Genomic DNA, 25,134 nt, shown 5'->3' with positions numbered 1-25,134 from the left:
TAGCGCTGCTGTGTGAGACAACAGGGGACTTGGGGGCAACTCGTGAAGACGGTTTTTTCAAACACCCAGCTCGCGCATGCACCGGCGCAGGAAATATCAGACGGCGAACTGAAGCCTGCTGTCGAGATCCCGAGCCGCGCCGAAATCGTGCTCAAGACCGTGCGGGAGCGCAATGTCGGTGAAATCGTCGCGCCGGAGGAATTTCCCGTCCGTCCGCTGCACCGGGTGCACGCCCCCGAATACGTTTCGTTTCTGGAAAGCTTCTGGGAAAAATGGACGGCCGCAGGGCGGTCGCGCGAAGCCTTTCCCTTTGTCTGGCCCATCCGCAGCCTGCGTCAGGATGTTCAGGTCGAACATATCGACGGCCTGCTCGGACGGTACTCGATGGATGCCGGTACGCCGCTCGGCGAAAACACCTACAAGGCGGCTCGGGCGTCCGCCGACACGGCCCTGACTGCGGCCCGCCTGCTTCTCGATGGCGAGAAATCGGCTTTCGCGCTTTGCCGGCCACCGGGACACCACGCGGGCTATGACTTCTTCGGTGGATACTGCTTCTTCAACAACGCTGCTGTCGCGGCCCAGTATCTTCGGGACTACGGACTGCATCGCATCGCGATCCTGGATGTCGACTACCACCATGGCAATGGCACCCAGGCGCTGTTCTATGACCGGCCGGACATCCTGTTCCTGTCGATCCATGCCGACCCTAAACACGAATATCCCTATTTTCTCGGGTTTGCCGACGAGACCGGTGAACATGCCGGTACCGGGTTCACCCGTAACTGGCCTTTGCCGCTCGGCACCGATTGGGACAGCTACACACCGGCACTCGAGGAAGCCTGCCGTTGGCTGCTGGTTTACAAGCCGGAAGCGTTGATCGTCTCGCTTGGCATGGATTGCTACGAGAACGATCCGATCTCCGGCTTCAAGTTCAAGAGCGAAGACTACATCCGGCTTGGCCAGAGGCTCGCCAAGGTCGGCGTTCCGACCATCTTCCTGATGGAAGGCGGCTATGCGGTCGACGCACTGGGCACCAATTGCGTCAATGTGCTTGAAGGCTTCGAGGGATAAGACCTCTTCGCCAGGACTTGGGTGCAACGGATCCTGAGAGACGGCCTTGCCGCCTCCCCGATATTGGTCGCTTCCTCACGGCAATTACCCGTTCAGCAGACCAAGCTGTTTCAGTTCCGCGCGCAGACCCTCAGCCCCCTTGAAGTGATGGGCTGACATGCCGGCTTCTCGGGCGGCCTCGACATTGCGCTCGCTGTCATCGATGAAAAGGCATTGCGCGGCGGTCAGTCCGTTTCGCTCCAGCAGGATTTCGTAGATGCGCAGGCCGGGTTTGATCTCCTTTTCAGCGCCGGAGACGACGATGTCGCGGAAGCTGGTCTTCAGAAACGGAAACCGTTCCTGGGCCTGGGCAAACTTGTCTTCTGAAAAATTGGTAATTGCATAAACGGGCGTCCCCTGGGCCTTAAGCTCTGCAAGCATGTCAGGCGTGCCGGGAATTTCGCCGGGCACCATGTCGTGCCAACGATCGCTGTAGGCGGCAATAAGCTCGGCCTTGTCCGGATGCTGGCGGGACAGAACATCGACGGCTTCCGCCCAGGGCCGGCCAAGATCCTGCTGCAGGTTCCACTCCATCGTGCAGACCGTCGCCAGGAAGTCTTCGCGTGCGCCCTCATCGGGAATGAGCTCGCGATAGAGATATTCGGGATTCCATTCGATCAGGACATTCCCTATATCGAAGACGACGGTCGTGATAGCATCGTTCATGTGGCCGATCCGGTTTTCTGGCGGAAGTTGTTCAAAAGGCGAGATAAAATTTTGCAAGTTTCATCAGAAGGTTATGTCGGCAATATGGCACTTGTAAATCTCCTGTTCCGCTGGCTGGCCCCCATTCTCGCGGCAGTCTTTCTCACCGCTGCCACCGCCAGTGCACAGGATCCGGAATCCATGCCCGATCGGCTGCGCCTCGGTGTTGTAGTCGCGGCAGATGAAGGGGCTCGCGACCGGGTGGAGCCTTTCCGCCTCGCTCTTGAGGAAATCGCCGACCTGCCGGTGGACCTCTTTCTGATGGATACCATGGCCGATGCTGTCGAGGCGCTTGCTTCCGGAAAGATCGACTATGCTCGCCTTTCACCATCCGCTTATGCTGCCGTGCATCAGCTCTGCAGTTGCGTTGAGCCGTTGGTCACCGCCGCTCCGGATGATTTTCCGGCGCGCTTTTATGCCATTCTGATCGCGAAGCGCGGCGCAGAGCAGGGTACCCTGGCAGACCTCAAGGGGAAGCGCCTTGCTGTCGGTGGCACCAACGCCGTAACCGGTTATCGTGTTCCGCTCGCCAATCTGGCGGCTGACGGTGTCGACGCGCGCGCGCATTTCAGCGCCCTTGTTGAGGTGAAGGACCCTGTTGAGGGCCTCCGCGCCGTTCTGGCCGGCCGGGTCGATGCGACCCTTGGCTGGTCGACATTGGCGGGGGAGGCAAAGAACGGCTATACGGCCGGAACGCTCAATGATTTTTATGTTTCAGGAGAACGCGGTTTCAAGGATCTGGAAATCGTCTGGCGCTCGCCGCCGATCCCCTATTCCGCTCACAGTGTGCGCAAGGATCTGCCTGACGCGTTGAAACGGCGTCTCAGGGCCGGATTGATGGACATGCGCCGGGAAGCACCCGACGCCTATCTGGCCATAGAACCGGACCTGCCGGGTGGTTTCGAGCCTGTGGTGCATGCCGACTACCGGCCGGTGTTGCGCACCTACGAGGACGATTACGCCGCGCTGCTGGATCCCGCAGGCCGCTGAAGGAACCCTGCAGCGCTTGAATGATCGTCAGGCACCAGCGGCGGCGCTGCCCAGAAGCCTCTCGGTGTGGCGCCGGATCATTGCCTCTTCGTCGGTCGGAATGACCAGTACGTTGATGCTGGAGGTTTCGGTGGAGATCGTCTCCGCGCCTGCCTCGTTCCTGACCGGGTCGATTTCAAGACCGAGCCATTCCTGACCGGCACAGACCTTCTCACGGACAAGGGCCGCGTTCTCGCCGATCCCACCGGTAAAGGCCACGGTATCGAGACCGCTCAGAACGGCGGCCATGCCACCGAGTTCCCGCCGGATGCGGAAGACGAAATAATCGATGGCTTCGGCCGCTTTCGGATCGTCGCTCTGCGTCAAGGTGCGCATGTCCTGGCTGATGCCGGAAAGCCCCTTGAGCCCGGACTGCTTGTACAGCAGGTCGGAGACCGCATCGGCGCTCATGCCCTTTGTCGTCAGCAGATACAGCACCACGCCGGGATCGAGCTGGCCGCAGCGCGTGCCCATCGGCAAGCCGTCAAGTGCGGTGAAACCCATCGTCGAGCCGATGCTCTGGCCTTCTCGAATGGCGCACATGGAAGCGCCGTTGCCGAGGTGGGCGACGACTAACCGGCCTGCATAGATCTCCGGATGAGTCTGCTTCAGATAGGAGCATATGTACTCGTAGGACAGGCCGTGAAAGCCGTAGCGGCGTACACCTTCGTCATAGAGAGGCCGGGGCAGGGCGAAGGTATCGTTGACCCATGGGTGGCTGCGATGGAAGGCGGTATCGAAACAGGCGACCTGCATGGCCTCGGGAAAGGCTTCCCGGGCCGCAGTGATCCCTGCCAGATTATGCGGCTGATGCAGGGGCGCAAGCGGTTCAAGCGCCTTTAGGTCCTCAAGGATCTCAGCCGTCAGGCGAACCGGTTCGGTGTGGGTGACGCCGCCGTGGACGACCCGATGACCTACTGCATCGACACTGCGTCCGCCAAGTTCCTGTTCCAGAACCGGCAGGAGCGCTGCGAGAGAAGCCCCGTGGCTTCTGCCTTCGTCCGCAGAGAGTTGCCGGTCCACCTTAGTGTCGGAAACCCGTGAGGCAAGGGAGATGTGCGGCTGGGCACCCAGTCCGGAAATCTGCCCCTTGAGTTGAACAGTGTCACCCGAATAGAGGGTGAACTTGATCGAGGATGAGCCCGAATTAAGGACAAGAATGACCGGATCCATGGTTACTCGCCGTCCCGGTCGAGGATGCCTGCCGGATTGCCGGTTGCCTGCCAGTGCATGTAAAGCAGGGCGAGGGCACAGGAGGCGAGGCGGGCCCGGCTGTCGTCGGCTCTGCTCGTCAGCATGATGGGGACCTTCGCTCCGATCACCAGCCCGGCCGCTTCCGCGTGGGCGATAAAGGTCAATTCCTTCGCGAGCATGTTGCCCGATTCCAGGTTCGGTACGATCAGGACCTCTGCATGTCCGGCAACCAGCGAGGTGATGCCCTTGGTCCGGGCTGCCTGCACATCGACCGCATTGTCCATTGCCAGGGGACCGTCGACGATCGCACCGGTGATCTGGCCACGTTCGGCCATCTTGGAAAGAACCGCCGCATCGAGACTGGACGGGATCGCCGGGTTTACGGTTTCGATGGCGGACAGGACGCCGACGCGCGGCATTTCCAGGCCGAGAGACAGGGCGGCGTCAATGGCATTCTGGGTGATGTCGACCTTGGTGTTGAGGTCGGGCGTGATGTTGATTGCAGCATCCGAAATGAGGACCGGGGTTTTGCGGCCCGGGATGTCCATCACGAAGACGTGGCTGATACGCCGCTTGGTTCTGAGCCCGCCATCGCGTTTGACCACGTGGTGCAGAAGATGGTCGGTGTGAAGGTGGCCCTTCATCACGGCCTTGACCCGGCCTTCATGGACCAGTGCAACGGCACGGCCGGCCGCTTCCATTTCATCTTCGATATCGATCAGCTCATACGGACCGAGATCTTCATCAAGTTCTTTGGCTGCAGCTTCAATCCGGCTTTTCGCGCCAATCAGAATCGGCATGATCAACCCCTCGCGGGCGGCCATCAAGGCACCTTCCAGAGAGTTGGGGTCATCTGGCGCAGCCACCGCGGTCGGCAAGGCGGGCAGGGTCTTTGCCAGTTCGATCATCCGGTTGAAGTGCCGATGGCGCTGCACCAGGATCGCTGGAATGTCGCTGGAATCGAATTCGATAAGCTCTGTCGGCGCGGCGACTTCGGCAACGCCTTCAACAAGGCGGGTACCGTCTCCCCGTGTTACCGACATGTCGAACAGGACAATGTTGTCCGGACGTTTTTCGGTTGCCGTAACCCTGACATGCAGTTTGTCGCCGACCGCAGCTCCACCCAGGAAGCGGAACGACTGCGCCTTGTAGATCGTGCCGGGTCCGGGAAGAATGTTGCCGAGCACCGCGGAGGCAAGCCCCCCGACCCACATGGCCGGTGCTACCGGTTTGTCGACCAGGCCATCGCCGGTCCAGTCCGTGTCGGGCAGATGTATCGGATTGTGATTGCCGGAAGCGTGCGCGAAAACCAGAAGGTCGTTGGAGGAGCATTCGCGGACGATTTCTGCGGTATCGCCGACCTTGATCTGATCGTAAGTCTTGTTTGTCGCCATCGGTTCAAAAATCCCATACTTAAAAGTGCATATTGCGACGCAGCATTCCGGAGCAGATTAGCCGGAATGTGCGACGTTACAAATACGGGAGTTAGCGTAGGCGCGTGGCCGGCCGATTGAAACGGGATCAGGTAACGTGAAACAGACACGTTCTGGCGCCGCAGTTCCCGTTTCCAAGACGTTGCGGGTTTATCTTCAGCAAGCCGGGCACTTGACGGTATCGGTCAATCGCGGGCGCAGATAATAGGTATCGCTCAGGTCGATCGAGGACGCCCTGGAAAAATACTCGGTAAAAAGACCGGAGAACGTCGGCACATAGTTCAGGTTGGCCTGCGTCACGACGATGGAAGTGTTCGCTGCGGCCACCGTGGCAGGCAGTTCGATCGGCGGTGTGGATCCTTCCGCCCACGGGCTGCCGCCCTTGGACGAATAGCTCCAGTCGACAGCGGGATCACCGTCCTCGTCGAAGGTTACACTGGCGACAATCGTTTCCAGATTGGTATCCGGATAAGGATCCAGGATCTTTCCACCCAGAGCCATCATGGCGCTCAGGTCGGCAGGGGTAATGGTTTGCGCCTGGGCCACAAGGTCGGCGACCGAGTTGGCTATGCGGCTGACCTTGCGGTCATAGTTCAAGGTGCCGGTGACCTCTTCCATGCCGATCAGCAGGATCAGCAGAAAAGGCAGGATCATCGAAAACTCGATTGCGGACACGGCACGCTTGTCGGCGTGGAAGCTCCTCAGGCCGGCAAGCCGACGCCGGAAGTGGCCGAAATGACGAGGCATCTTAGTTCCAGGGTTCATTTCGAAACACCAATGTAGAAGTGAGATAGCGTTCGCTGCCATGATCGGCGAGATTGAGCGACAGAAGCGACGTGATCATGGGCCACCTGTAGATGACGTTGACCACGACGATCTCGCCCGCACCGGCGTCTTCGTAGTTGGACTCTTCCTTCAGGTTGCCGTCTTCATCGTAAAGACTTTCGCCGGCAGATTTGGCCAAGGCGAAAGCATCGACCTTGTCGACGTCGACCACCAGGCGGTCCAGTGAACAGAGAAAGTCCGGCAGGTTACCGCAAATCCGGGTCTTGAAGGTGGCAGCATCATAACCGCCATCATGTGCCTGGCCGGTGCGGATTTCACGGGACGCATTGATCACGGCATTGTCGACCATCCGGTTTACGAAATGGGACAGGCCCACCTCGATGATCCCGAAAACGACTGTAAAGAAGGGCAGGGCGATCAGTGCGAATTCGACGGCTGTAGCGCCACTGTCGTTCTTGCCGAAGGACGCACGCCCTCTTTTCCGTCTCGAGACGAGGAGCCGTTTCAACAAGCGCATTCGGTGACTACTCCGTTAGGGGACCCGTTACTGCTGCCCGCCGGCTGCCTTGGTCGCCAGATCATTGCGTGCGCTTGCCTGATCTGCGGTTTCCTTGAAGGCTTCAATCGAGTCCCCGAGGCGCAGTACCGGTTCGCATGCCGGATTGCAGGACAGCGATTCCCGCGAGGCCTTCCTGTATACGGAGACGACGTCATCATCCGACGCCTTCACCGTAATGACTTCGTCGACGATCGGCTTGTTGTCACCATCCAGGATCACGAGGTTTGTTGTGCCGTAGCTCTTGCCGGTAATGACGACGGTGTTCTGATCGAACATCGCGACATCCGCGATAAAGGGGTTACCGACAATAACCGCTGCGGCGCCGTCCTCGATCCGAAAGACCTTGGCGCGATCGACCGTAACAAGCACAGGGCCGTCCTGTGCGACCGCAACGGTCGCGCCAAAGACAACGGCGAAAAGGCTTGTCCATCTGATTAGCTGCGCAAACATGCCTATGGATACTCCAATTGTGCATTTCCATAGAAGATCATGCGTCAAACGTGGTGAACGATCTGCTAACGACCCGGCGAAGGAAGTGTAAATGGATGTTCTTTTGCTTTTTCAGGGACGATTCTATGTTTGTTTTGTCTTTATTCGTGGGGGCGTGGATATTCTTCGCCCTCGGTAAAATTTCTGAGGCGGGAAGAAAAATAGAAGTTCGGGGAATTAGCGTATAAGGCTGATCAATCCCAAAATAAAATCTAAGAAACAAACTGGACAAATCGTACAAGTGTGTAGATAATTCTATATGAGATTGAAATACACGTGTTTATATTAAAGTTTTTTGATCGTATTAACGGATTTTTATCTATACGTCTTGTTAACTATAGTGATAATTGCCAGCATTCTTTTTGGCTGGGATGGTAAATTTAACTGCTTGGAAAGCTCTCTGTCCTAGGGTGAGCCTATGTCCAATCGGACACAAAAGATCCGACGGACTTGAAGCTGTCAATTCAGTGGTACTTGGAGCAAAACACATGAAATCTCTTATCAACCGTTTCGTAAAAGACGAATCTGGCGCAACTGCAATCGAATACGGCCTCATCGCTGGCCTGCTGTCCATCGTCATCATCGGCGCACTGGCAGCAACCGGTACGTCCCTGAGCGCGATCTTCACCCGCATTCAGACACAGCTCGGCGTTGCAGCTACCGACATCGCTTCCTAAGCGTCGTCTGGCGGCACAAGCTGCCAAACAGGTTGAACAAGAACGGGCGGGTTTTCCGCCCGTTTTTTGTTCTGCCGGGCCGTATTTCCGCGAAATGTTAACCTCTGCCCCCTAGCCTTGAGGGATCAGGTTCTCAACGAGACGAATGTTCCATGGTTCAGGCCGCAATTCTCGTCATTTTTCCGATGCTGGTCGCCTTCGGTGGCGCATCCGATTTGCTGACAATGACTATCCAGAACCGGGTTTCCCTGCTGCTGATTGCAGGATTTGCCATCCTGGCGGTCGCGACAGGCTTGCCGTTGCAAGCCTGGGGAATGCATGCACTCGCCTTTGCGGTCGTTTTTGCCCCTTGTTTCCTGTTCTTCGCGTTCGGATGGATGGGCGGAGGCGATGTCAAATTCATCAGTGCCATCGCGCTCTGGATTGGTTTTTCGCACGAACTGCTGATGTTCGTTCTCTTTGTTGCTGTCTACGGCATGTTTCTGACACTGGGGCTTTTGGCCTTACGGCAGAATGCGGTGGTGCCTTCCGTGCTTTATCGGCAGGAATGGTTCGCTCGTCTGCATGACAGCAAAAGCGGCATCCCCTATGGCATCGCAATCGCGATTGCCGGTCTTCAGGTATATTCCTCCACTTATTGGTTCGACCTCATTCGTTGAGGTCTTGTCCTGATGGGCTTTGGCAGGCGGGTCGAATCGCGCCTGGCCGATGACCCGTGGGTGTTCGATTCCCGGTATGGATCATCACTTTGAGGTGAGCCATTTGCCCCTGGTTGGCAAATGCTAGCCGGCGAACGGATTTTTCTGCTTCAGGGCGCCGTTATCCAATTTGTCTGCCCGCGTTTCTGACAAGCAAAAACAGTGTCTTTGAAGCTGTGAGACGGTGTTGTAGCTCAGTATTCGTTGCAGAATGCATCAATTTAATAAAGTGTTCAGTAAAGTTAACGAATATTAACCGAAAACATCCATATCTGATTAACCATGTTTTGACCAATTACCCCTCATCCTAGTCGGGAACAGCGCATGTGCGCATTGGAATATTGGGTTTTGGTCATGAAAATCGCGCGAATTTTCGTCCTGGCAATTGCTGTAGCGGCAGGCATCATCGCCTTCCGCATGGTCATGATGTCGGGCAACAAGCCAGCAGAGCCTCAGATCGTACAGGCACCTGCCGCCGAGCAGACCAAAACGCAGGTTTTGGTTGCCCAAAGGGATATTCCGCTCGGTGCCAAACTCACGGCGGACGACATGAGCTGGGCGAAATGGCCAGAAGATGCCGTTCCCTATGGAGCCGTGACGAAAGAGGCCTCGCCTCTGGCCAACGAGGAATATGAAGGCCGAATCGCCCGGGCACCGATTTTTGCCGGTGAGCCTGTTCGCCCCGAGCGTCTTATTAATACTGACAAGGGCTTCATGGCGGCGATCCTGCCCAAAGGCAAACGCGCAATCGCCGTCAGCGTGGAAGCGGAAACAACGGCAGGCGGTTTCATTCTGCCGGGCGACAAGGTCGACCTGATCCTGACCCGCAAGTCGGATACGGGCGCTCTCAGCGAAACGATCCTGGAAAACATCCGCGTCCTGGCAATCGACAGCACGACCGCAGGCGAGCAGGACCAGAAGAACCTGTCACCAAAGCGCACGGCCACGCTGGAACTGACCCTGCCTCAGTCCGAGGTGGTCGCTCAGTCGCAGCAGATCGGCACGATCGCGCTTGCCTTGCGCAGTGCCCAGGATTCCGCCGATGACGCGGACGATGAGGGCGGTCGCCGCCGAGGTGTCAGCTACGTGAAATATGGCGTGACGAGCCAGGCAGGTGCGCAATGAGCCCGGTTGAAAACAGAACGTCCAGCAAGAGGGGCGCGATGAAAAACTATCTTCACAAGCTGGCTGCCACGGCTGTTTTGCTCGGAGGGCTGATGGGAGCCTCGGCTCCGGCAGCGCAGGCGGAAGGCAACTTCCCGAGCCAGGTCCATATCGCCGCCGGCGAACGGGCAACGGGCCGCATCCTGAACGTCGGCGTCGGCCGGTCGGTGGTGGTCAATCTCGCGGAAGACGCAGCCGATGTGCTGGTGTCCAACCCGGAGATTGCGGATGCCGTCCTCAGAACACCGCGCCGCATCTTCGTGATCGGCAACACCGCGGGTCAGTCTCGACTGGTTCTGTTCAGTCGCAGCGGCCGGGAGCTGGCCAGCTTCGACGTCCGTGTCGAAAAGGATACATCCGATATTACCCGGATCATCCGGAAGCTGATTCCCGGTTCCAACATTTCTGCTGAATCGATCAACGGCAGTGTTGTGCTCAGCGGAACGACCAAAAGCACGCTGGAAGCCCAGCAGGCAGCGGATATCGCGGCGAAGTTTCAAGGTGCCAAGGGCGCAAGCGAAGTCATCAATCTGATTTCCGTCGCCGGCAAGGATCAGGTTCACCTGAAGGTCACGGTCGCGGAAGTCGAGCGCTCGATCATCAAGCAGCTCGGGGTTCAGTTCCAGGGCACGATCGGCGTTGGCAATTTCACGCCGTTCATGTCCAGCCTTCCGAACTTCACCGTGAACCCTTCCATCGTGAACCAGGCAGTTGGCGGTACGCAGCTGTCTGCGGGAGCGACGAGCATCACCGCACAGGTGGAAGCCCTGCAGCGTGAAGGCGTCATCCGGACACTGGCTGAGCCGACCCTGACGGCGATTTCCGGCGAAAACGCAAGTTTCCTCGCAGGTGGTGAATTTCCGATCCCGATTTCCCAGCAGGACGGCGAGATCAGCGTCGAGTTCAAGAAGTTCGGTGTCGGTCTCGACTTTACGCCCGTGGTTCTGTCCGAAGGTCGGATCAGTCTGCGTGTAAAGACCGAGGTCAGCGAACTGAGCAACGATGGCGCGGTCTCCGCAGGTGGGATCACCATTTCCGCCCTGAAGGTGCGCCGTGCGGAATCAACCATGGAACTGCCGTCCGGCGGCACGCTGGTGATGGCCGGCCTTCTGCAGGAATCCTATCAGCAGGCGATCGAAGGTGTCCCGGGTCTGATGCAGATCCCGATCCTGGGTGCGCTGTTCAAGAGCCGCGACTTCCTGCGTGAGCAGACGGAACTGGCGGTCTTCGTGACGCCTTACGTAGTTCAGCCGGTTGCGGTCAGCAAGCTGCAGCGCCCGGACAAGAACCTGATGGCGCCGTCGGATGCCGAGACGATTTTCCTGAACCGGCTGAACAAGATCTACAACCCGACCGGAGCCGCCGCCGAAGGCATCTATCACGGTCAGGTTGGCTTTATCTACAAGTGAGAACGGACGGATGAACATGTCAAACACGGTCCGCAGCAAGACGCTCTCGCAAACCGCACTTGTGGTCTTTGGGTGCCTGATCGCAGCCGGATGCCAGAACCAGTCGCAGAGCCAGCTTCTGGCATCTCACGACTACAGGCTGATGCACCCGATCGTGATCACCGAAGAGCCGGAAACGCTGGATCTCCCTGTTGGACGCAACACGCGTAACATCAACGGGCCGATCGAAAGCACCATTGCCGCCTTCGGCCAGCAGTCCCGGCAAAAGGGCGACGGATCGGTCGAGATCCTGGTGCCGTCTGGAGGGGCCAACGAGGCAGCGGTTCATTCGATCACGCCGAAGATCCGTCAGGCATTGCAGCGCGGTGGCGTTTCAAGGAACAGGATCAGCACCCGAACCTACTCGGTGGGTGATCCTGGTGCGGATGCACCGATCCGCCTGTCCTATGCGCGCATGCAGGCAACTGCGGGCGAGTGCGGGGCCTGGCCGAAGAACATCGGCGGGGGCTTCGGCGAAAACATCAACTACGAGAACTTCGGATGTGCCAGCCAGGCGAACCTGGCGGCGATGGTCGACAATCCGTCCGACCTGATCACGCCGCGAGCATCCGATCCTTCCGATCAGGGCCGGCGTGCTGTGGTCATAGAAAAATACCGGAAGGGCGAAGTCACCGCGGGTGACTTCACCGAAGGTGTCGGCGCCGAAGTTGCCGAGGACTAGGGGATAGCTATGAGTGCCAACCCAGACTTGAAAGATATGTCCGGCTACATGGATCCCATTTCCGAGCCTGCGGATCACAACTATGCGGGCAGCGACGATGGTCTCCATATCGGCTCCATCCCGCGCATCACGGTGCACGGCTTCTGCCTGACCGACGCCACCATGCGCGTGGCCGAGGCCGCCATGGAAGACCGGCGCATGGCAAAGGCGCACCTGAAGCTGGACATGGGCGGTATTCCGGCGGCGATCGAAACCTTCGAACAGGCTCCGACACCAAACCTGATCATCGTTGAGACGTCCGGCAGGCGGGAAGACCTTTTGTCGAGCCTCGATCATTTGGCGGAATACTGCGATGCCGGTACAAAGGTGATCGTCATCGGCGATGTCAACGATGTCATGCTCTATCGCGATCTGATTTCCCGCGGCGTCAGCGAGTATTTGATCACGCCTGTCAGCGTGTTCCAGCTGATCGGCTCAATTGCCAACCTATATGCCGATCCCGAGGCTGAGCCGCTTGGCCGCACCATCGCGTTCTTCGGCGTAAAGGGGGGCTGCGGTGCTTCGACAATCGCTCACAACGGGGGCTGGGCACTTGGCCGCGTGTTCCAAAGTGAGGTCGTGGTGGCAGATCTGGATCTGCCATTCGGCACGGCCGGGCTGGATTACAATCAGGATCCTCTCCAGGGCGTTTTCGAGGCCGTGTCTTCTCCGGAGCGGCTGGACGAAACGTATCTCGATCGCATCCTGTCCAAATGCAATGAGCACTTGAGCCTGCTGGCCGCACCGGCAACGCTCGAACGAACCTACGACTACAGCGAGAAGTCCTTCGACCTGCTGGTCGAGACAATGCGCGCCGGGGTGCCGAGCGTCGTGCTTGACGTGCCGCATTCCTGGAATGCCTGGGTCAAGAACACATTGCTTGGCGTCGACGAGATAGTGCTTGTCGCAGAGCCGGACCTTGCCAACCTGCGCAATGCCAAGAACGTTGTCGACATGTTGAAGCAGCTGCGGCCGAACGACCGCCCGCCTCATCTCATCATGAACAAGGTCAACGTTCCCAAACGCCCCGAGATCAAGCCGGAAGAATTTGCCGGAGCACTTGGCCTGTCGGTTCACGCGATAATCCCGTTCGAACCGCAGCTGTTTGGAACGGCAGCCAACAACGGACAGATGATTGGTGAGATTGACGGCAAGCACGCGATTGCGCGCGTGTTCGACGACCTGGCACACACCATCTCCGGCAAGGCCCAGCCCGTCAGGGCGTCCAGGTCGAGCCTCGGTGGTTTGCTTTCGAAACTGAAGCGGAAGGCCGGCTAGGCCGGCCTGAGAGCGGAGCAGATAGTTCGTTATGTTTGGTAGACGTGGCAGCTCATCGTCTGGACCCCAGACCCTTCGGCCAGGTGGCATACCCGGGTTGCAGGACACGCCTGCGCCGGCGGAACAGGCTAAACAGCCGGAACAACCGGCGCCGCAGAAGATCCAGACCGAGCCTTCCCAGCCGGCGGCCGCGCCGACACCTCCACCACCGCCTCCGCCGCCCGAGCCTCAGCCGGCTGCCCCGGCAGCGCGGAAAAAGAACAGCGAATATTACGAAACCAAGGCCCAGATCTTCAATGCGCTGGTCGAGGCGATCGACCTGTCACAGCTGGCTCGTCTCGATGCCGAAGATGCTCGCGACGAGATCCGCGATGTCGTGAATGACATCATCGCGCTTAAAAACGTGGTGATGTCCATTTCAGAGCAGGAAGACCTGCTGGAAGACATCTGCAACGACGTACTTGGTTATGGTCCGCTTGAGCCTCTGCTGGCTCGCGACGACATCGCCGACATCATGGTCAATGGCGCGCACACGGTCTATATCGAAACCTCCGGCAAGGTTGAGCAGACCGGTGTGACGTTCCGCGACAACGCGCAGTTGATGAACATCTGCCAGCGCATCGTGAGCCAGGTCGGCCGCCGCGTTGATGACAGCAGCCCGATCTGTGACGCCCGTCTTCCCGACGGCTCCCGTGTCAACGTTATCGCGCCACCGCTCGCCATCGACGGGCCGGCCCTCACCATTCGTAAGTTCAAACGCGACAAGCTGACACTTGACCAGTTGACCAAGTTCGGTTCGATCACGCCGGAAGGGGCGACGATCCTGCAGATCATCGGCCGTTCACGCTGTAACGTGCTGATTTCCGGCGGTACCGGTTCGGGCAAGACGACGCTGCTCAACTGTCTGACTGCCTATATCGAGAGCACCGAACGCATCATTACCTGCGAAGATTCGGCCGAATTGCAGCTGCAGCAGCCGCATGTGGTGCGCCTGGAGACGCGTCCGCCCAACCTGGAAGGGGAAGGCGAGATCACCATGCGCGATCTCGTCAAGAACTGCCTGCGTATGCGTCCTGAGCGGATCATCGTGGGCGAAGTGCGTGGCCCGGAGGCATTCGATCTCCTGCAGGCCATGAACACCGGTCACGACGGCTCCATGGGAACCCTGCACGCCAACTCCCCGCGTGAAGCCCTGTCCCGTCTGGAATCCATGATCACCATGGGCGGCTTCTCGCTTCCGTCCAGAACCCTGCGCGAGATGATCGTCTCGTCAATCGATGTGGTGGTTCAGGCGGCACGTCTTCGCGACGGTTCCCGCCGCATCACCCATGTGACGGAAGTAATGGGCATGGAAGGCGACATCATCACCACCCAGGATGTCTTCCTCTACGACATTGTCGGCGAAGACCCGAACGGCAAGATCATCGGCCGCCACCGCTCTACCGGAATCGGTCGTCCGAAATTCTGGGAGCGCGCAAGATACTTTGGCGAAGAAGCCCGTCTGGCACAGGCACTGGATGCTGCCGAGATGCCTGAATATGTAGCTGATTGAGGACCCCATGTCCGGACTTGAAGAGTTTCTCACGCCTGAAATCACCGGCCTGGCCGTCGCCGCCCTGGTGATGCTTGCCGTTGGCGGCATCATCTACAGCCTGTTTCAGCCTGCTCTGTCCGGCTCCAAGCGGCGCGATCAGCGCGTGAACGCGGTCGCAGCGCGGCCCCAGAGCGAAAATCAGCGCAAGGCCCTTCGTGATGTCGACCGGCGCAAACGGTCTATTCAGGATCAGCTGAAGGAATTCGAGGTACGGCAGAAGGCCAAACAGGACAAGCAGCAGAAGGTCTCGCTGAAGGTCAAGATCGAGCAGGCCGGCCTGGCCTGGGAGACCCATCATTTCGTGATCTTCAGTATCGTTGCCGGTCTGGTCTTCCTGATCCTTGGATTGATTTTCAGCGGAAATCTGCTCATTGCGGCAGCCTTCGGTTTCGCCGGCACGCTGGGTTTTCCTCGCTGGTACGTTTCCAGCAAGCGCAAGCGCCGCTTCAACGCGTTTCTCGACGAGTTGCCGAACGGCGTCGACATCATCGTGCGCGGCGTCAAGGCCGGTCTGCCGCTCAGCGACTGCATCAAGGTGGTTGCCCGCGAAGCCCGCGAACCTGTCGCGACCGAGTTCCGCAAGATCACCGAAACCCAGATCATGGGGATTTCGCTTGCCGAAGCGGTCGGCAAGTTGCCCGAACGAGTTCCGCTGGCAGAAGCCAACTTCTTTGCCATCGTGGTTGCCATTCAGCAGAAGGCAGGTGGTGGCCTCGCCGAAGCATTGAACAACCTGTCCAAGGTGCTGCGCGGCCGCAAGGCCATGAAGCGCAAGATCAAGGCACTCAGCGCAGAAGCGAAATCCTCCGCCGGGATCATTGGTTCATTACCGTTTTTCGTCGGCGGGATCATGTACCTCATTTCGCCGAGCTACATTCTGGTCCTGTTCGAAACCACAGCCGGAAACATCATCATCGCTGGCTGCCTGTTCTGGATGTTCTGCGGCATCATGGTGATGCGCGCGATGATCAACTTCGACTTCTAGGAGACGACATGGATATCGATACCATCGCATCCAGTCAGTTTCTGGCAGCTGTTCTGGCCATGGTGGCGGTCACGGGAACCATCTTTTCCCTGGTGATGCCACTTCTGTCCCGCGACACGTTGAAATCGCGGATGAAATCGGTCGCGATCGAGCGCAACAAGCTGCGCGCCAAGGAGAGGGCCCGTCTTCAGGCAGCCCAGGCAGACGCCAAGGCATCCCTGCGAAACCAGCCCAAGGCGCAGATGAAAAGCCTTGTCGACCGGCTGAATCTCAAGGAAGCGCTTTCCGATGAGAGCACGGTCGAAAATCTCAGAATGGCCGGCTACCGCGGCTCCGCACCGCTTTACTACTTCCTGGTCGCGCGCATAGCGTTACCTATCGGTATCTTCGCCTTCACGGTGGCTTACGCGTTTCTCGTGCTGCCCGACGACTTCCCGGCATTGTCAAAGCTCTGCTTCTGTCTGGGTCTTGCCGGCCTCGGCGCTTTCATGCCGAACATCTATCTGAAGAACAAGATCGACAAGCGCAAGCTGACCATCCAGCGGGCCTGGCCGGATGCGCTGGATCTCATGCTGATCTGCGTGGAATCGGGCATGTCCATCGAAGAAGGCTTCAAGCGCGTTGCGGAAGAAGTCGGTGTGCAGTCGGTTGAGCTGGCAGAAGAATTATCGCTCACGACGGCCGAACTGTCTTACCTGAGCGACCGCCGTATCGCGTATGAAAACCTGGCGAAACGCACTGGTGTCGAAGGTGTGAAGAACGTCATGATGGCGCTTATCCAGGCCGAGCGTTACGGTACGCCTGTCGGCACGGCCTTGCGCACGATGGCGGACGATACCCGCGAGCAGCGCATGCAAATGGCCGAACAGAAGGCTGCATCCCTGCCGCCGAAGCTGACGGTGCCGATGATCATGTTCTTCCTGCCTGTGCTGTTCTTCATCATCATGGGGCCGGCAGTGATTCAGGTGATCAACACCTTCCAATAGGCAGCAGGATCGCTCTTCGGCGTGCTTATCGCCGGAGGCCCTGGGTTCTCTCAGCGACAATTGAAACCGGATGCGCCAAACGCGCAGAAGGAGTGCCGATGTTGAGCAGCACTCCTTTGGTCGATTTTCCGAATTTTCTGGATTTAATGCTGGCCCGACGCCGGCAGTTCAAGGCCGTACATTCATTGAGAAAAGCGGGACTTATTGGAACCGCGCTGTTGCCTCAGCCCTGCTGGCGCTTCTGCATCATGGTGCGCAGATAAGCGATGTTGGCCTGGGCCTGCTGCGGATCGATCTCGGACTGCGCTACCTGAATGGCTTCGTCGAACTTGCCCTGTATACCAAGCACGAGGGCCAGGTTCTGTCGAACGCGGCTGTCTGCGCCGGGCAGGGTGGCTGCCTTGCGCAGGGTATATTCCGCATCGGGCAGATCATTGGACAGCAGATACGACAAACCCAGGTTGTTCAGGAGACTGGGATCGTTTGGCGCGATGATAAGCGCCTGCTTGTAGAGGCTGCGGGCCTTGTCGTGGTTGCCGGTCTGGTCGTAAATCGCCGCTTCAGCGGACATCAGCCTCCAGTCCGGCGTGTCCGGCCTCTGGGCACCGCGAATGACGTTCAACGCTTCGTCGAAACGGCCGTTCATCGCCAGAACCTTGCCATAGGCGGAAGAGATTTCCCGGTCCTTAGGATGTGCGATCACGCCGGACCGAAGAACGGCCATGGCCTGCGGAATTTGTCCGTTCTGGCTGAGAGCGCTTGAATAGCCAAGAATGGCACTGCGGTCCTTGCGGTCGCGCTCATAGGCCTTGGACCATTTGGACACCTGTGCCAGCGCCTGTGAGGAGCCCGGTGAAGTGTAGCCGGAGGCAGGAGAGTGCGTGCCGGTGTTGGCGCGGTTGGAAGCACAGCCAGTGACAACGACAAGCGCCGACATGGCCAGCAGCGTCGTAGCGAGACGAGTGCGACGGCGAACGGAACCAGTTCTGGGCGATTGCATTTCCAACATCCTTGTTGTCGGCGGCTTTCAGGTTTCCTTATGAGAAATAGATAATTAACCCTAATGCTTGGTTAAGCACCGTTGCGAAATGCGAGAAGCGGTGTGCATCGACGCGCACCATATTGCGTCCGAACGCCGGGCATCCTAGGTCTTGAAGATCGAATCCAATCTCCAACGGAGGTCCTCCCGTGCGCGAAAGCCTAGTCCGCAAGAGCTATGTATCCAGCTCCACGCCCATCCACGCCGTCACCGAGGCAAGCCTGCCTAAAGTTCTGGACGGGCTCGGAGCAGCGGCATTGAACTGGTGCAAGGTCAACGATTTTGCAGGCAAGCCCGCAACATCCCTGCTTGTCCCGGGAGCAGATGGTGCCGCGGTGCTGTTCGGCGTAGAGGATGGCGGTCTGTCGCATCCGCTGGCACTAGGCGGCCTGGTCGCCGGACTGCCGGAAGGCGATTACCATCTTGCCGAGGGGTTTCCGGATCCCGAACAGGCAGCGCTCGGCTTTGCCCTCTCCACCTACTCTTTTACCCGCTACCTGAAAAACGAAGGCAAGTCCCGCCGTCTTGCCGTTGACGAGACTGTCGACCTGGATCGACTCGGAACGATTCTCGACGGGGTCCAGCTGGCGCGTGATCTCATCAATACGCCCGCGAACGATCTCGGACCGGGGGAACTGTCCCAGGCCGTTGTCGCCCTGTTCAAGCAGCATGGCGGCACCGGGCGTATCGTCATCGGGGAAGACCTTCTGGAAGAAAACTTCCCGATGGTGCACGCAGTCGGCAAGGCCAGCAGCCGGGCGCCGCGCCTGGCAGACTTCACCTGGGGTGACGAATCTGCGCCCAAGGTCACTTTGGTGGGCAAGGGTGTCATCTTCGATACCGGTGGTCTCAACCTGAAACCGGGTTCCTCCATGGCGCTGATGAAAAAGGACATGGGCGGGGCGGCCAATGTGCTGGGCCTTGCGTCCATGATCATGGCGTCAAAGCTTCCTGTTCGCCTGCGCGTCATCGTTCCCTGTGTCGAAAACGCTGTTGCCGGAAACGCCTTCCGGCCGGGAGACATCCTGCCGAGCCGCAAGGGGCTGACTGTCGAAATCGGCAACACCGATGCCGAAGGTCGGTTGATCTTGGCCGATGCCCTGGCGCTTGCAGACGAGGAGAGCCCGGAAATCCTGATCGATATGGCAACGCTCACCGGTGCTGCCCGCGTTGCTCTGGGGCCGGATCTGCCGCCTTACTACACGGACGACGAGGAACTTGCCGAGGACATCGCGGTCATGGCCGAGGCTGCCGCCGACCCGCTGTGGCGCATGCCGCTGTGGCAGCCCTATCTGAAATATCTCGACAGCAAGGTTGCCGATATCAATCACATCAATACATCCGGTGCTGGATTCGCTGGCTCGATCACGGCGGCGCTGTTCCTGTCCCGCTTTGTTGAGAACACCGGCAGCTGGGTTCACTTCGATATTTTCGGCTGGACCCCGATGGAAAAGCCCGGAAAACCGATGGGCGGGGAAGCCCAGGGCATTCGTGGTCTGTTCGATGTCCTCTCTGAGCGTTTTGCGGGCGCACAATAACGGCTCCGAAACGTTTTCGTGGTTCGATGGTCATGGAGATGGATGGGGGAAAAGGATGGGACCCTGTAACTCATGGCCGTCGAATTGCGCGCCTCGCAGGCGCTGAAACTGATGCACGAGGTCAATCTGGCGCTTGTTCGCGATAGCGAACAGGATCTTTCCGCGCGCCAGTTGACGATCCTGATGACAGTCTATCTGGAGCCGCCGCCGCATACGGTGCGCGGGTTGGCTGCCAAGTTGAATGTCACCAAACCTGCCATCACCCGGGCGCTTGACACTCTGGGCGGTATGCGGCTTTTGTCGCGCAAACGCGACGAAGCCGACAAACGCAATGTGATCATCACCCGCACGGTGGAAGGCGCGCTTTATCTGGAGCAGCTTGGCGATCTCGTGGTGGAAAAAGCCCGGGAACTGCCGCGCTGACAATCCAATCCAATTCGGGATCGACTATCGACCATGACCGAGACCTTCGACCGCCGCCGACATCCGGTCCGTGCCGACCTTGCCGCCATCGACTATGAAGGCCGGGCAGCCGCTAGCCGTTTCGCCGAGGGCGAGGTGTTTCAGGTCATTGCAGACCAGCTGCCGATCCGGCCTGAACCGCGCCCGGACAGGCCGATCGACACCGAAGCCCTCAGCGGCGAATGGGTGACGGTTTACGAGCAGACACCGGAAGGCTGGGCCTGGGGACAGCTCGACACGGACGGCTACGTCGGCTGGTTCTCCTCCGACGACCTTGGGCCGGTGAAGCCGGCAACCCACCGGGTGCGCGCCCTTCGGACCTACCGTTACCCGGTTGCCGACCTCAAGTTTCCGCCACAGGGGCTTCTGTCCATTGGCTCACTGGTCACGGTCATCGGTGAAACCGAAACGCGTGGGCTGACCTATGCGCTCCTCAGCGATGGTTCGGCGGTTGTTGCCAAACATCTTGTGCCGCTGGACGCCGTTGAGGATGACTGGGTGGCTGTCGCCGAAGAATTGATCGGCACGCCCTACCGCTGGGGTGGACGCTCGAGCCTGGGTCTCGATTGTTCGGCGCTGGTGCAACTTGCGGCGCAGACAGGCGGACACGACCTGCCGCGCGACAGCGACATGCAGGAAGCGGAAGCAGGCGAAGCCGTTCCGCATGATGATCCGGCTGCATTGAAGCGTGGTGATCTGCTGTTCTGGAAGGGCCATGTCGGCATCATCGCGGGCGAGAACCGCCTTTTGCACGCAAACGGCTACACGATGACCGTCGCCTATGAGCCACTGGACAAGGCAATTGATCGCATCGCGGCAACGGAATGGGGCGCGATCACGAAGGCGCGGCGCCTGCCAGAGTTGTAAGTGGACTGAAGGTGGCTGTGCCCCGGGCATTCAAGTGCTCGCCCGGGGTCTTGTCGGTTGTGATTTTGCGTTTGTCTAATCTGCGCGATTACCTCAGCCGGGGAACGTCTGGACGCCAATGGATTCGAGTGCGCCGGACTTCGGGTTCTTGACCAGGCAAAGCTGGCTTTCAGTTCCCTGAATGAAGCAGACCATGGGACGCTCTTCCTGGCGGGCCCGCTCATATGTCTCCCGTGTCACGCCTTCTTCTGCATAAAACGGAAATTCGCCGGCCTGCGGGCCTTCAGCGCCTTCCGGCCAGGCCGGCAGCTTGGCGGATGTCGCGACATCGACGTAGCCGCTGATCCAGTCCAGCAGGGCTGCCTGCATGTCGGTGAGGGTTTCGATGCCGTAAAAACCGAACAGGTCGTTCTGATCAAAGGTAGCCTGATATTCAATGCCACCGGACTGATTGAAGACCGCGAGCGAGACTTCCGCAGACCCGCATTCGCCCTGTGCATCGGCTTCAACCGAATAGGTGTCCAGCCAGACCGCTTCGACGGACTGCGAGCACTCTTCCGCCGCTGCATTCTGGCTCAGCGGGAGCGCGAGCCCCCCAAGCATCACGCCGGTGATCGCGATGTTAAGTGTCTTGGAAAAAAGGAAATTCCGGAACGACATACCTGCCTCCAAATCGACTCGGATCGAGCCGGCCGGACTGTAGACCCGGGGTGGAACAGCAGCAACAGATTTGCTGCGTCACCCCTTCGGTGTCATCGCCAGCTGGGGTTCGGCACTGGAAGTGTCTTTTGCAACGCTTTCGAGTTCTCCCAGCTCGAGATCCTCGATCCGGCGGCTGCGCTTGGAGATCTTGTCGGAGGAAATCAGGATCTGGTCGATATCCTTGTTCGCCTGTGCGAAATGGGCCTGAAGTTTGCCGACGCGATCGTTCAACCGACTGACATCGGCGACCAGGTGGCCGACTTCGGCCTGGATCAGATGGGCCTGCTCGCGCATCTTTGCATCGCGCAGCACCGACTGGATCACCTGGATCGACAGCATCAGCAGCGACGGCGAGACGATCACCACCCGGGTGCGGTGCGCCTTCTGGATCAGATCCTCGAAGCTCTCGTTGAGTTCTGCAAACACGCTTTCTGATGGCACGAACAGGAACGCGGTATCCTGCGTCTCGCCGGGCAGAAGGTATTTCTCGCCGATGTCCTGAATGTGTTTGGTGAAGTCGCGGCGGAACTGGGCCTGGGCATATTTAAGCTGGTCGTCGGTTTCCGCATTGCGCAGCAGGTTGAAGGCTTCCAGCGGAAACTTGGCGTCGATGGCCAGGGGCGGTGCACCGTTCGGCATGTGGATCAGGCAGTCCGGGCGGCTGTTGTTCGACAGCGTTGCCTGGAAGGAATAGGTGCTGGGCGCCATCTGGTCCTGGACAATCGCCTCCATCCGGCCCTGGCCGAAGGCGCCGCGGGTCTGCTTGTTGGACAGGATAGCCTGCAACTGGCCAACCTGGCCGGAGAGATCGGTAATCGTGCGCTGCGCCCGGTCGATCACCGCCAGCCGCTCGTGCAGGTGCCTGAGGCCGTCCTGCGTGCGCTTGCTGGTATCGGCCATCGAAAGGTTCAGCTTGTGGCCCATGCCGTCCAGGCGCTCGTTGACGGCGCGCATCATGTCGGACTGCCGCGAGCCGAACACTTCCGCCATGGTCTGCATGCGGCCGGTCATTTCCCCCTGAGATTTCAGAAGTTGCGAGAGATGGCTTTCCAGCTCGTGAATGCGCTCGCCGGCCACCGCGTCCGATTCGGCACGCAAACGGATCTCCCGCATGGTCTTCAGGACCAGCCAGACAATCAGCGCCAGAAGAAACAGGCCGCCGGCGATGGCAGCTTCCAGAACCGTCACCGGACGGCCACTCAAATCGAACAGGATCTCATTCATGAAACAAACATAGAACGATTCGGGGCGAAGGCCCATCCGCGCAGCAGGAGAGGGCTGTGGTCTTTTACCAGGTAGCCGGTCCGGCCGAAGGCGTTGAAAACGGGAGGCTGCCGCGCTATTTCCGCGTTGACCGGAGCGCTCCGATTTCTTATGTCAGGCGCATGACAATACGCCCGATCATCACCATTCCCGATCCGGTCCTGCGCGAGGTGTGTGCACCTATCGTGACCGTTGACGACGACGTCCGCAAACTGGCCGACGATATGCTGGAAACCATGTACGATGCCCCCGGCATCGGACTTGCCGCCAGCCAGATCGGGCTGTTGCAACGCATCTTCGTGCTGGACGTCGCCAAGGAAGACGCGCCGAAAGAGCCGATGGTGTTCATCAATCCGAAGATCGTCTGGTCGAGCGAGGACCTGTCCGTCTATCAGGAAGGTTGCCTGTCGATCCCTGATTACTACGAGGAGGTCGAGCGGCCTGCCGAAGTAACGGTCCAGTTTCTCAACCGGGAAGGCGCCGAACAGGAGATCAAGGCCGACGGGCTTCTGGCAACCTGTATTCAGCACGAGCTTGACCATCTCAACGGGAAGCTGTTCATTGACTACCTGTCGAAGCTGAAGCGCGAACGCGTTGTCAAGAAATTCACCAAGCAGGCAAAGCTGGCCGGAAAACTCTGATCCGCTGCTGCCTGGCTGAAACCGGGGGCGGCATAAATGGATCAGGTCCTGTTCCTGAAACTCTTCGCTGCGCTCTTTGCAATCATGAACCCGATTGCAAACCTGCCGGTGTTCTTGTCGCTCACCGCCGACAAGGGGCCGGGGTTTGAGCGCAAGGTTGCCCTGACGGTGCTGGTCGGCCTTGCCCTTGGCTCAGCATTCATCGGTCTCACGGGCGACACCATTCTCAAGGTCTTCGGCATCAGCCTGGATGCGTTTCGGCTTGCCGGTGGTTTCCTCATTCTCCTGATCGCGCTCAACCTCATCTCCGGTGAGAAGAGCAAGGCGCATCATGGGACGGACGAGGAACAGGAACATCATTCCGAACAGGACAATCCTGCAATCTATCCGCTGACCGTACCGATCCTGCTCGGACCGGGAACGATCTCGACCATGATTATCTACCGTGGCCAGGTCACGGATCTTTCCCACGAAATTGCATATATCGCTGCCATTGCCGCCTCCATCGCCGTACTCGTAGGCACATTCTTTGCCGCCCCCTTCCTGTCAAAGTTCCTCGGCCAGACCGCAACCAGCGTCATGAGCCGCCTGATGGGGATGATCCTGGCAGCCATTGCGATGGAAATGATGATCGGAAGCCTAAAGGTCCTGCTGCCAGGCCTGGCTTGAAGCGAGCTGACGCCACGCGGCAGGCCTGATCGATTTCGCACTTTCGGGAAGGAGTGGCACTGGTTGCAGGGGTGTCAAACAACGCACGCTGCCCCCTTGCAACACCCGCCGTGAGACGCAATAAGGGCGCAGATCTTCAAAACCCCTCAGGAGCCTCATGTCCTTACGCGTCATCTTCATGGGCACCCCGGATTTCTCGGTGCCGACCCTCATGGAAATCGTCGGCCAGGGCCACGACGTGGTCGCCTGCTATTCGCAGCCGCCGCGTCCTGCGGGACGGGGCATGGATCTGAAGAAATCGCCGGTTCACGAGGCCGCTGAATCTTTCGGTATTCCGGTGTTCACGCCGCAGAGCCTCAAAGGGTCAGAAGAGCAGGAGGCCTTTGCGGCCCTGAATGCAGATGTCGCGGTGGTAGTTGCCTACGGCCTTCTCCTGCCGAAACCGATCCTGGAAGCGCCGGAATACGGCTGTCTCAACCTTCATGCTTCCATGTTGCCACGCTGGCGCGGCGCAGCGCCCATCAACAGGGCGATCATGGCCGGTGACACGGAAACAGCCGTTCAGGTAATGCGCATGGAAGAGGGGCTCGATACCGGTGCCGTCTGCATGTCGGAAACCGTTGCCATCGGCGAGAACATGACGGCCGGTGACCTTCACGACAAGCTGTCTTCGCTCGGCGGGGATCTGATGGTTCGGGCGCTGGCGGCCTTGTCGCGCGGGGCGCTTGGAGACCAGACCCAGGCCGAGGAAGGTGTCACCTACGCGGCCAAGCTCTCCAAGCAGGAAACCCGGATCGACTGGTCGAAACCGGCTGCGGAGGTTCACAACCACATTCGCGGCCTGTCACCCTTTCCCGGTGCCTGGTGCGAAATGCCGCTCGGCGGCAAGATGGAACGGGTCAAGGTTCTGCGCAGCACGCTTGGCGAAGGCTCCGGCACGCCGGGATCCGTCCACACCGGTGGGGATGTGCCGGTGATTTCCTGCGGTACGGGTGCCGTACGTCTGGAACAGGTTCAACGGGCCGGCAAGAAGCCGATGAGCGGCGCGGAATTCCTGCGCGGAGCATCGCTTTCTGACGGCACGGTTCTGGACTAAT

General features: G+C 59.2%; 26 protein-coding genes. 17 read left to right on the top strand and 9 right to left on the bottom strand.

From position 1 onward, the window contains the following. Positions 1 to 42: 42 nt before the first annotated feature. Positions 43 to 1,071 (top strand): histone deacetylase family protein, encoded by a 1,029-nt coding sequence (locus FIV03_RS02215; RefSeq protein WP_022999743.1) that lies wholly within the window; start codon positions 43 to 45, stop codon positions 1,069 to 1,071. An 84-nt stretch (positions 1,072 to 1,155) separates the two neighbouring features. Here FIV03_RS02215 and FIV03_RS02210 read toward each other — a convergent pair whose 3' ends face one another. Further along, positions 1,156 to 1,776, bottom strand: coding sequence for an HAD family phosphatase (locus tag FIV03_RS02210; RefSeq protein ID WP_152508520.1), 621 nt, complete (start codon positions 1,774 to 1,776; stop codon positions 1,156 to 1,158). Between the two features lie 84 nt (positions 1,777 to 1,860). Between FIV03_RS02210 and phnD the strand changes: the two genes are divergently transcribed. Then, positions 1,861 to 2,805, top strand: a complete 945-nt coding sequence (gene phnD / locus FIV03_RS02205; protein ID WP_209009832.1) for a phosphate/phosphite/phosphonate ABC transporter substrate-binding protein — start codon at positions 1,861 to 1,863, stop codon at positions 2,803 to 2,805. A gap of 27 nt (positions 2,806 to 2,832) precedes the next feature. Here the strand turns inward: phnD and FIV03_RS02200 are convergent, their stop codons facing one another. From FIV03_RS02200 to FIV03_RS02180, 5 genes are all read right to left on the bottom strand, one after another. Then, positions 2,833 to 4,017, bottom strand: coding sequence for an acetate/propionate family kinase (locus FIV03_RS02200; protein WP_152508518.1), 1,185 nt, complete (start codon positions 4,015 to 4,017; stop codon positions 2,833 to 2,835). Positions 4,018 to 4,019: 2 nt separating this feature from the next. Next, entirely contained in the window at positions 4,020 to 5,432 is a 1,413-nt protein-coding gene (locus FIV03_RS02195) for a bifunctional enoyl-CoA hydratase/phosphate acetyltransferase (RefSeq protein WP_077290874.1), read from the bottom strand. Between the two features lie 195 nt (positions 5,433 to 5,627). Continuing rightward, complete coding sequence (locus FIV03_RS02190) at positions 5,628 to 6,218, bottom strand: hypothetical protein (RefSeq protein WP_208993400.1); 591 nt, start codon at positions 6,216 to 6,218, stop codon at positions 5,628 to 5,630. A gap of 1 nt (position 6,219) precedes the next feature. Beyond that, positions 6,220 to 6,774 carry a TadE/TadG family type IV pilus assembly protein gene (locus FIV03_RS02185; RefSeq protein WP_031268901.1) on the bottom strand — a complete coding sequence of 185 codons (555 nt, stop codon included), beginning with the start codon at positions 6,772 to 6,774 and terminating at the stop codon, positions 6,220 to 6,222. A 27-nt stretch (positions 6,775 to 6,801) separates the two neighbouring features. Further along, positions 6,802 to 7,266 (bottom strand): pilus assembly protein N-terminal domain-containing protein, encoded by a 465-nt coding sequence (locus FIV03_RS02180; protein ID WP_077290873.1) that lies wholly within the window; start codon positions 7,264 to 7,266, stop codon positions 6,802 to 6,804. A 527-nt stretch (positions 7,267 to 7,793) separates the two neighbouring features. On the opposite strand from FIV03_RS02180, the gene FIV03_RS02175 reads away from it, so the two are divergent. The 9 genes from FIV03_RS02175 (at position 7,794) to FIV03_RS02135 (ending at position 16,856) form a co-directional block, all read left to right on the top strand. Beyond that, positions 7,794 to 7,982 (top strand): Flp family type IVb pilin, encoded by a 189-nt coding sequence (locus FIV03_RS02175; protein ID WP_022999751.1) that lies wholly within the window; start codon positions 7,794 to 7,796, stop codon positions 7,980 to 7,982. 152 nt (positions 7,983 to 8,134) lie between these two features. Next, positions 8,135 to 8,641, top strand: coding sequence for a prepilin peptidase (locus FIV03_RS02170; protein ID WP_022999752.1), 507 nt, complete (start codon positions 8,135 to 8,137; stop codon positions 8,639 to 8,641). Positions 8,642 to 9,034: 393 nt separating this feature from the next. Further along, on the top strand, positions 9,035 to 9,805 hold the full coding sequence (cpaB, locus tag FIV03_RS02165) for a Flp pilus assembly protein CpaB (RefSeq protein WP_152508517.1): 771 nt from the start codon (positions 9,035 to 9,037) through the stop codon (positions 9,803 to 9,805). A gap of 38 nt (positions 9,806 to 9,843) precedes the next feature. Continuing rightward, positions 9,844 to 11,253: a type II and III secretion system protein family protein gene (locus tag FIV03_RS02160; protein WP_209009831.1), complete on the top strand. Its 1,410-nt coding sequence runs from the start codon at positions 9,844 to 9,846 to the stop codon at positions 11,251 to 11,253. Positions 11,254 to 11,269: 16 nt separating this feature from the next. Then, complete coding sequence (locus FIV03_RS02155; protein ID WP_209009450.1) at positions 11,270 to 11,974, top strand: CpaD family pilus assembly protein; 705 nt, start codon at positions 11,270 to 11,272, stop codon at positions 11,972 to 11,974. A gap of 9 nt (positions 11,975 to 11,983) precedes the next feature. Further along, a complete protein-coding gene (locus FIV03_RS02150) occupies positions 11,984 to 13,291 on the top strand; it encodes a CpaE family protein (RefSeq protein ID WP_286202251.1) in 1,308 nt (435 codons plus the stop codon). Positions 13,292 to 13,322: 31 nt separating this feature from the next. Next, the gene (locus FIV03_RS02145) at positions 13,323 to 14,843 is read left to right on the top strand and encodes a CpaF family protein (RefSeq protein ID WP_055657464.1); all 1,521 of its coding nucleotides are present in this window, start codon (positions 13,323 to 13,325) and stop codon (positions 14,841 to 14,843) included. Positions 14,844 to 14,850: 7 nt separating this feature from the next. Further along, on the top strand, positions 14,851 to 15,870 hold the full coding sequence (locus FIV03_RS02140; protein WP_152508515.1) for a type II secretion system F family protein: 1,020 nt from the start codon (positions 14,851 to 14,853) through the stop codon (positions 15,868 to 15,870). Positions 15,871 to 15,878: 8 nt separating this feature from the next. Beyond that, entirely contained in the window at positions 15,879 to 16,856 is a 978-nt protein-coding gene (locus FIV03_RS02135) for a type II secretion system F family protein (protein WP_152508514.1), read from the top strand. Positions 16,857 to 17,079: 223 nt separating this feature from the next. Here FIV03_RS02135 and FIV03_RS02130 read toward each other — a convergent pair whose 3' ends face one another. After that, the gene (locus tag FIV03_RS02130) at positions 17,080 to 17,856 is read right to left on the bottom strand and encodes a tetratricopeptide repeat protein (RefSeq protein ID WP_051990112.1); all 777 of its coding nucleotides are present in this window, start codon (positions 17,854 to 17,856) and stop codon (positions 17,080 to 17,082) included. A 188-nt stretch (positions 17,857 to 18,044) separates the two neighbouring features. Between FIV03_RS02130 and FIV03_RS02125 the strand changes: the two genes are divergently transcribed. From FIV03_RS02125 to FIV03_RS02115, 3 genes are all read left to right on the top strand, one after another. Continuing rightward, positions 18,045 to 19,433: a leucyl aminopeptidase family protein gene (locus FIV03_RS02125; RefSeq protein WP_152508513.1), complete on the top strand. Its 1,389-nt coding sequence runs from the start codon at positions 18,045 to 18,047 to the stop codon at positions 19,431 to 19,433. Between the two features lie 72 nt (positions 19,434 to 19,505). Further along, complete coding sequence (locus FIV03_RS02120; RefSeq protein WP_006934185.1) at positions 19,506 to 19,856, top strand: MarR family transcriptional regulator; 351 nt, start codon at positions 19,506 to 19,508, stop codon at positions 19,854 to 19,856. A 33-nt stretch (positions 19,857 to 19,889) separates the two neighbouring features. Continuing rightward, complete coding sequence (locus tag FIV03_RS02115) at positions 19,890 to 20,762, top strand: NlpC/P60 family protein (protein WP_152508512.1); 873 nt, start codon at positions 19,890 to 19,892, stop codon at positions 20,760 to 20,762. Positions 20,763 to 20,855: 93 nt separating this feature from the next. Here the strand turns inward: FIV03_RS02115 and FIV03_RS02110 are convergent, their stop codons facing one another. Together FIV03_RS02110 and rmuC are read right to left on the bottom strand one after the other, a co-directional pair. Beyond that, positions 20,856 to 21,422: a hypothetical protein gene (locus FIV03_RS02110; protein WP_152508511.1), complete on the bottom strand. Its 567-nt coding sequence runs from the start codon at positions 21,420 to 21,422 to the stop codon at positions 20,856 to 20,858. Between the two features lie 78 nt (positions 21,423 to 21,500). Then, positions 21,501 to 22,688, bottom strand: a complete 1,188-nt coding sequence (gene rmuC, locus FIV03_RS02105; RefSeq protein WP_035908085.1) for a DNA recombination protein RmuC — start codon at positions 22,686 to 22,688, stop codon at positions 21,501 to 21,503. Positions 22,689 to 22,849: 161 nt separating this feature from the next. Here rmuC and def point away from each other — a divergent pair, with 161 nt between their 5' ends. The 3 genes from def to fmt all read left to right on the top strand — a co-directional run bounded on the left by def (position 22,850) and on the right by fmt (position 25,133). Further along, positions 22,850 to 23,368 carry a peptide deformylase gene (gene def, locus FIV03_RS02100; protein ID WP_031268905.1) on the top strand — a complete coding sequence of 173 codons (519 nt, stop codon included), beginning with the start codon at positions 22,850 to 22,852 and terminating at the stop codon, positions 23,366 to 23,368. A 36-nt stretch (positions 23,369 to 23,404) separates the two neighbouring features. Further along, the gene (locus FIV03_RS02095; RefSeq protein WP_152508510.1) at positions 23,405 to 24,037 is read left to right on the top strand and encodes an NAAT family transporter; all 633 of its coding nucleotides are present in this window, start codon (positions 23,405 to 23,407) and stop codon (positions 24,035 to 24,037) included. 157 nt (positions 24,038 to 24,194) lie between these two features. Then, entirely contained in the window at positions 24,195 to 25,133 is a 939-nt protein-coding gene (gene fmt / locus FIV03_RS02090) for a methionyl-tRNA formyltransferase (protein WP_152508509.1), read from the top strand. Position 25,134: the final 1 nt, after the last annotated feature.

Source organism: Labrenzia sp. THAF187b (genome assembly GCF_009363375.1).
Taxonomy (GTDB): Bacteria; Pseudomonadota; Alphaproteobacteria; order Rhizobiales; family Stappiaceae; genus Roseibium; species Roseibium algicola.
This window is presented reverse-complemented; position numbering and strand designations above follow the sequence as displayed.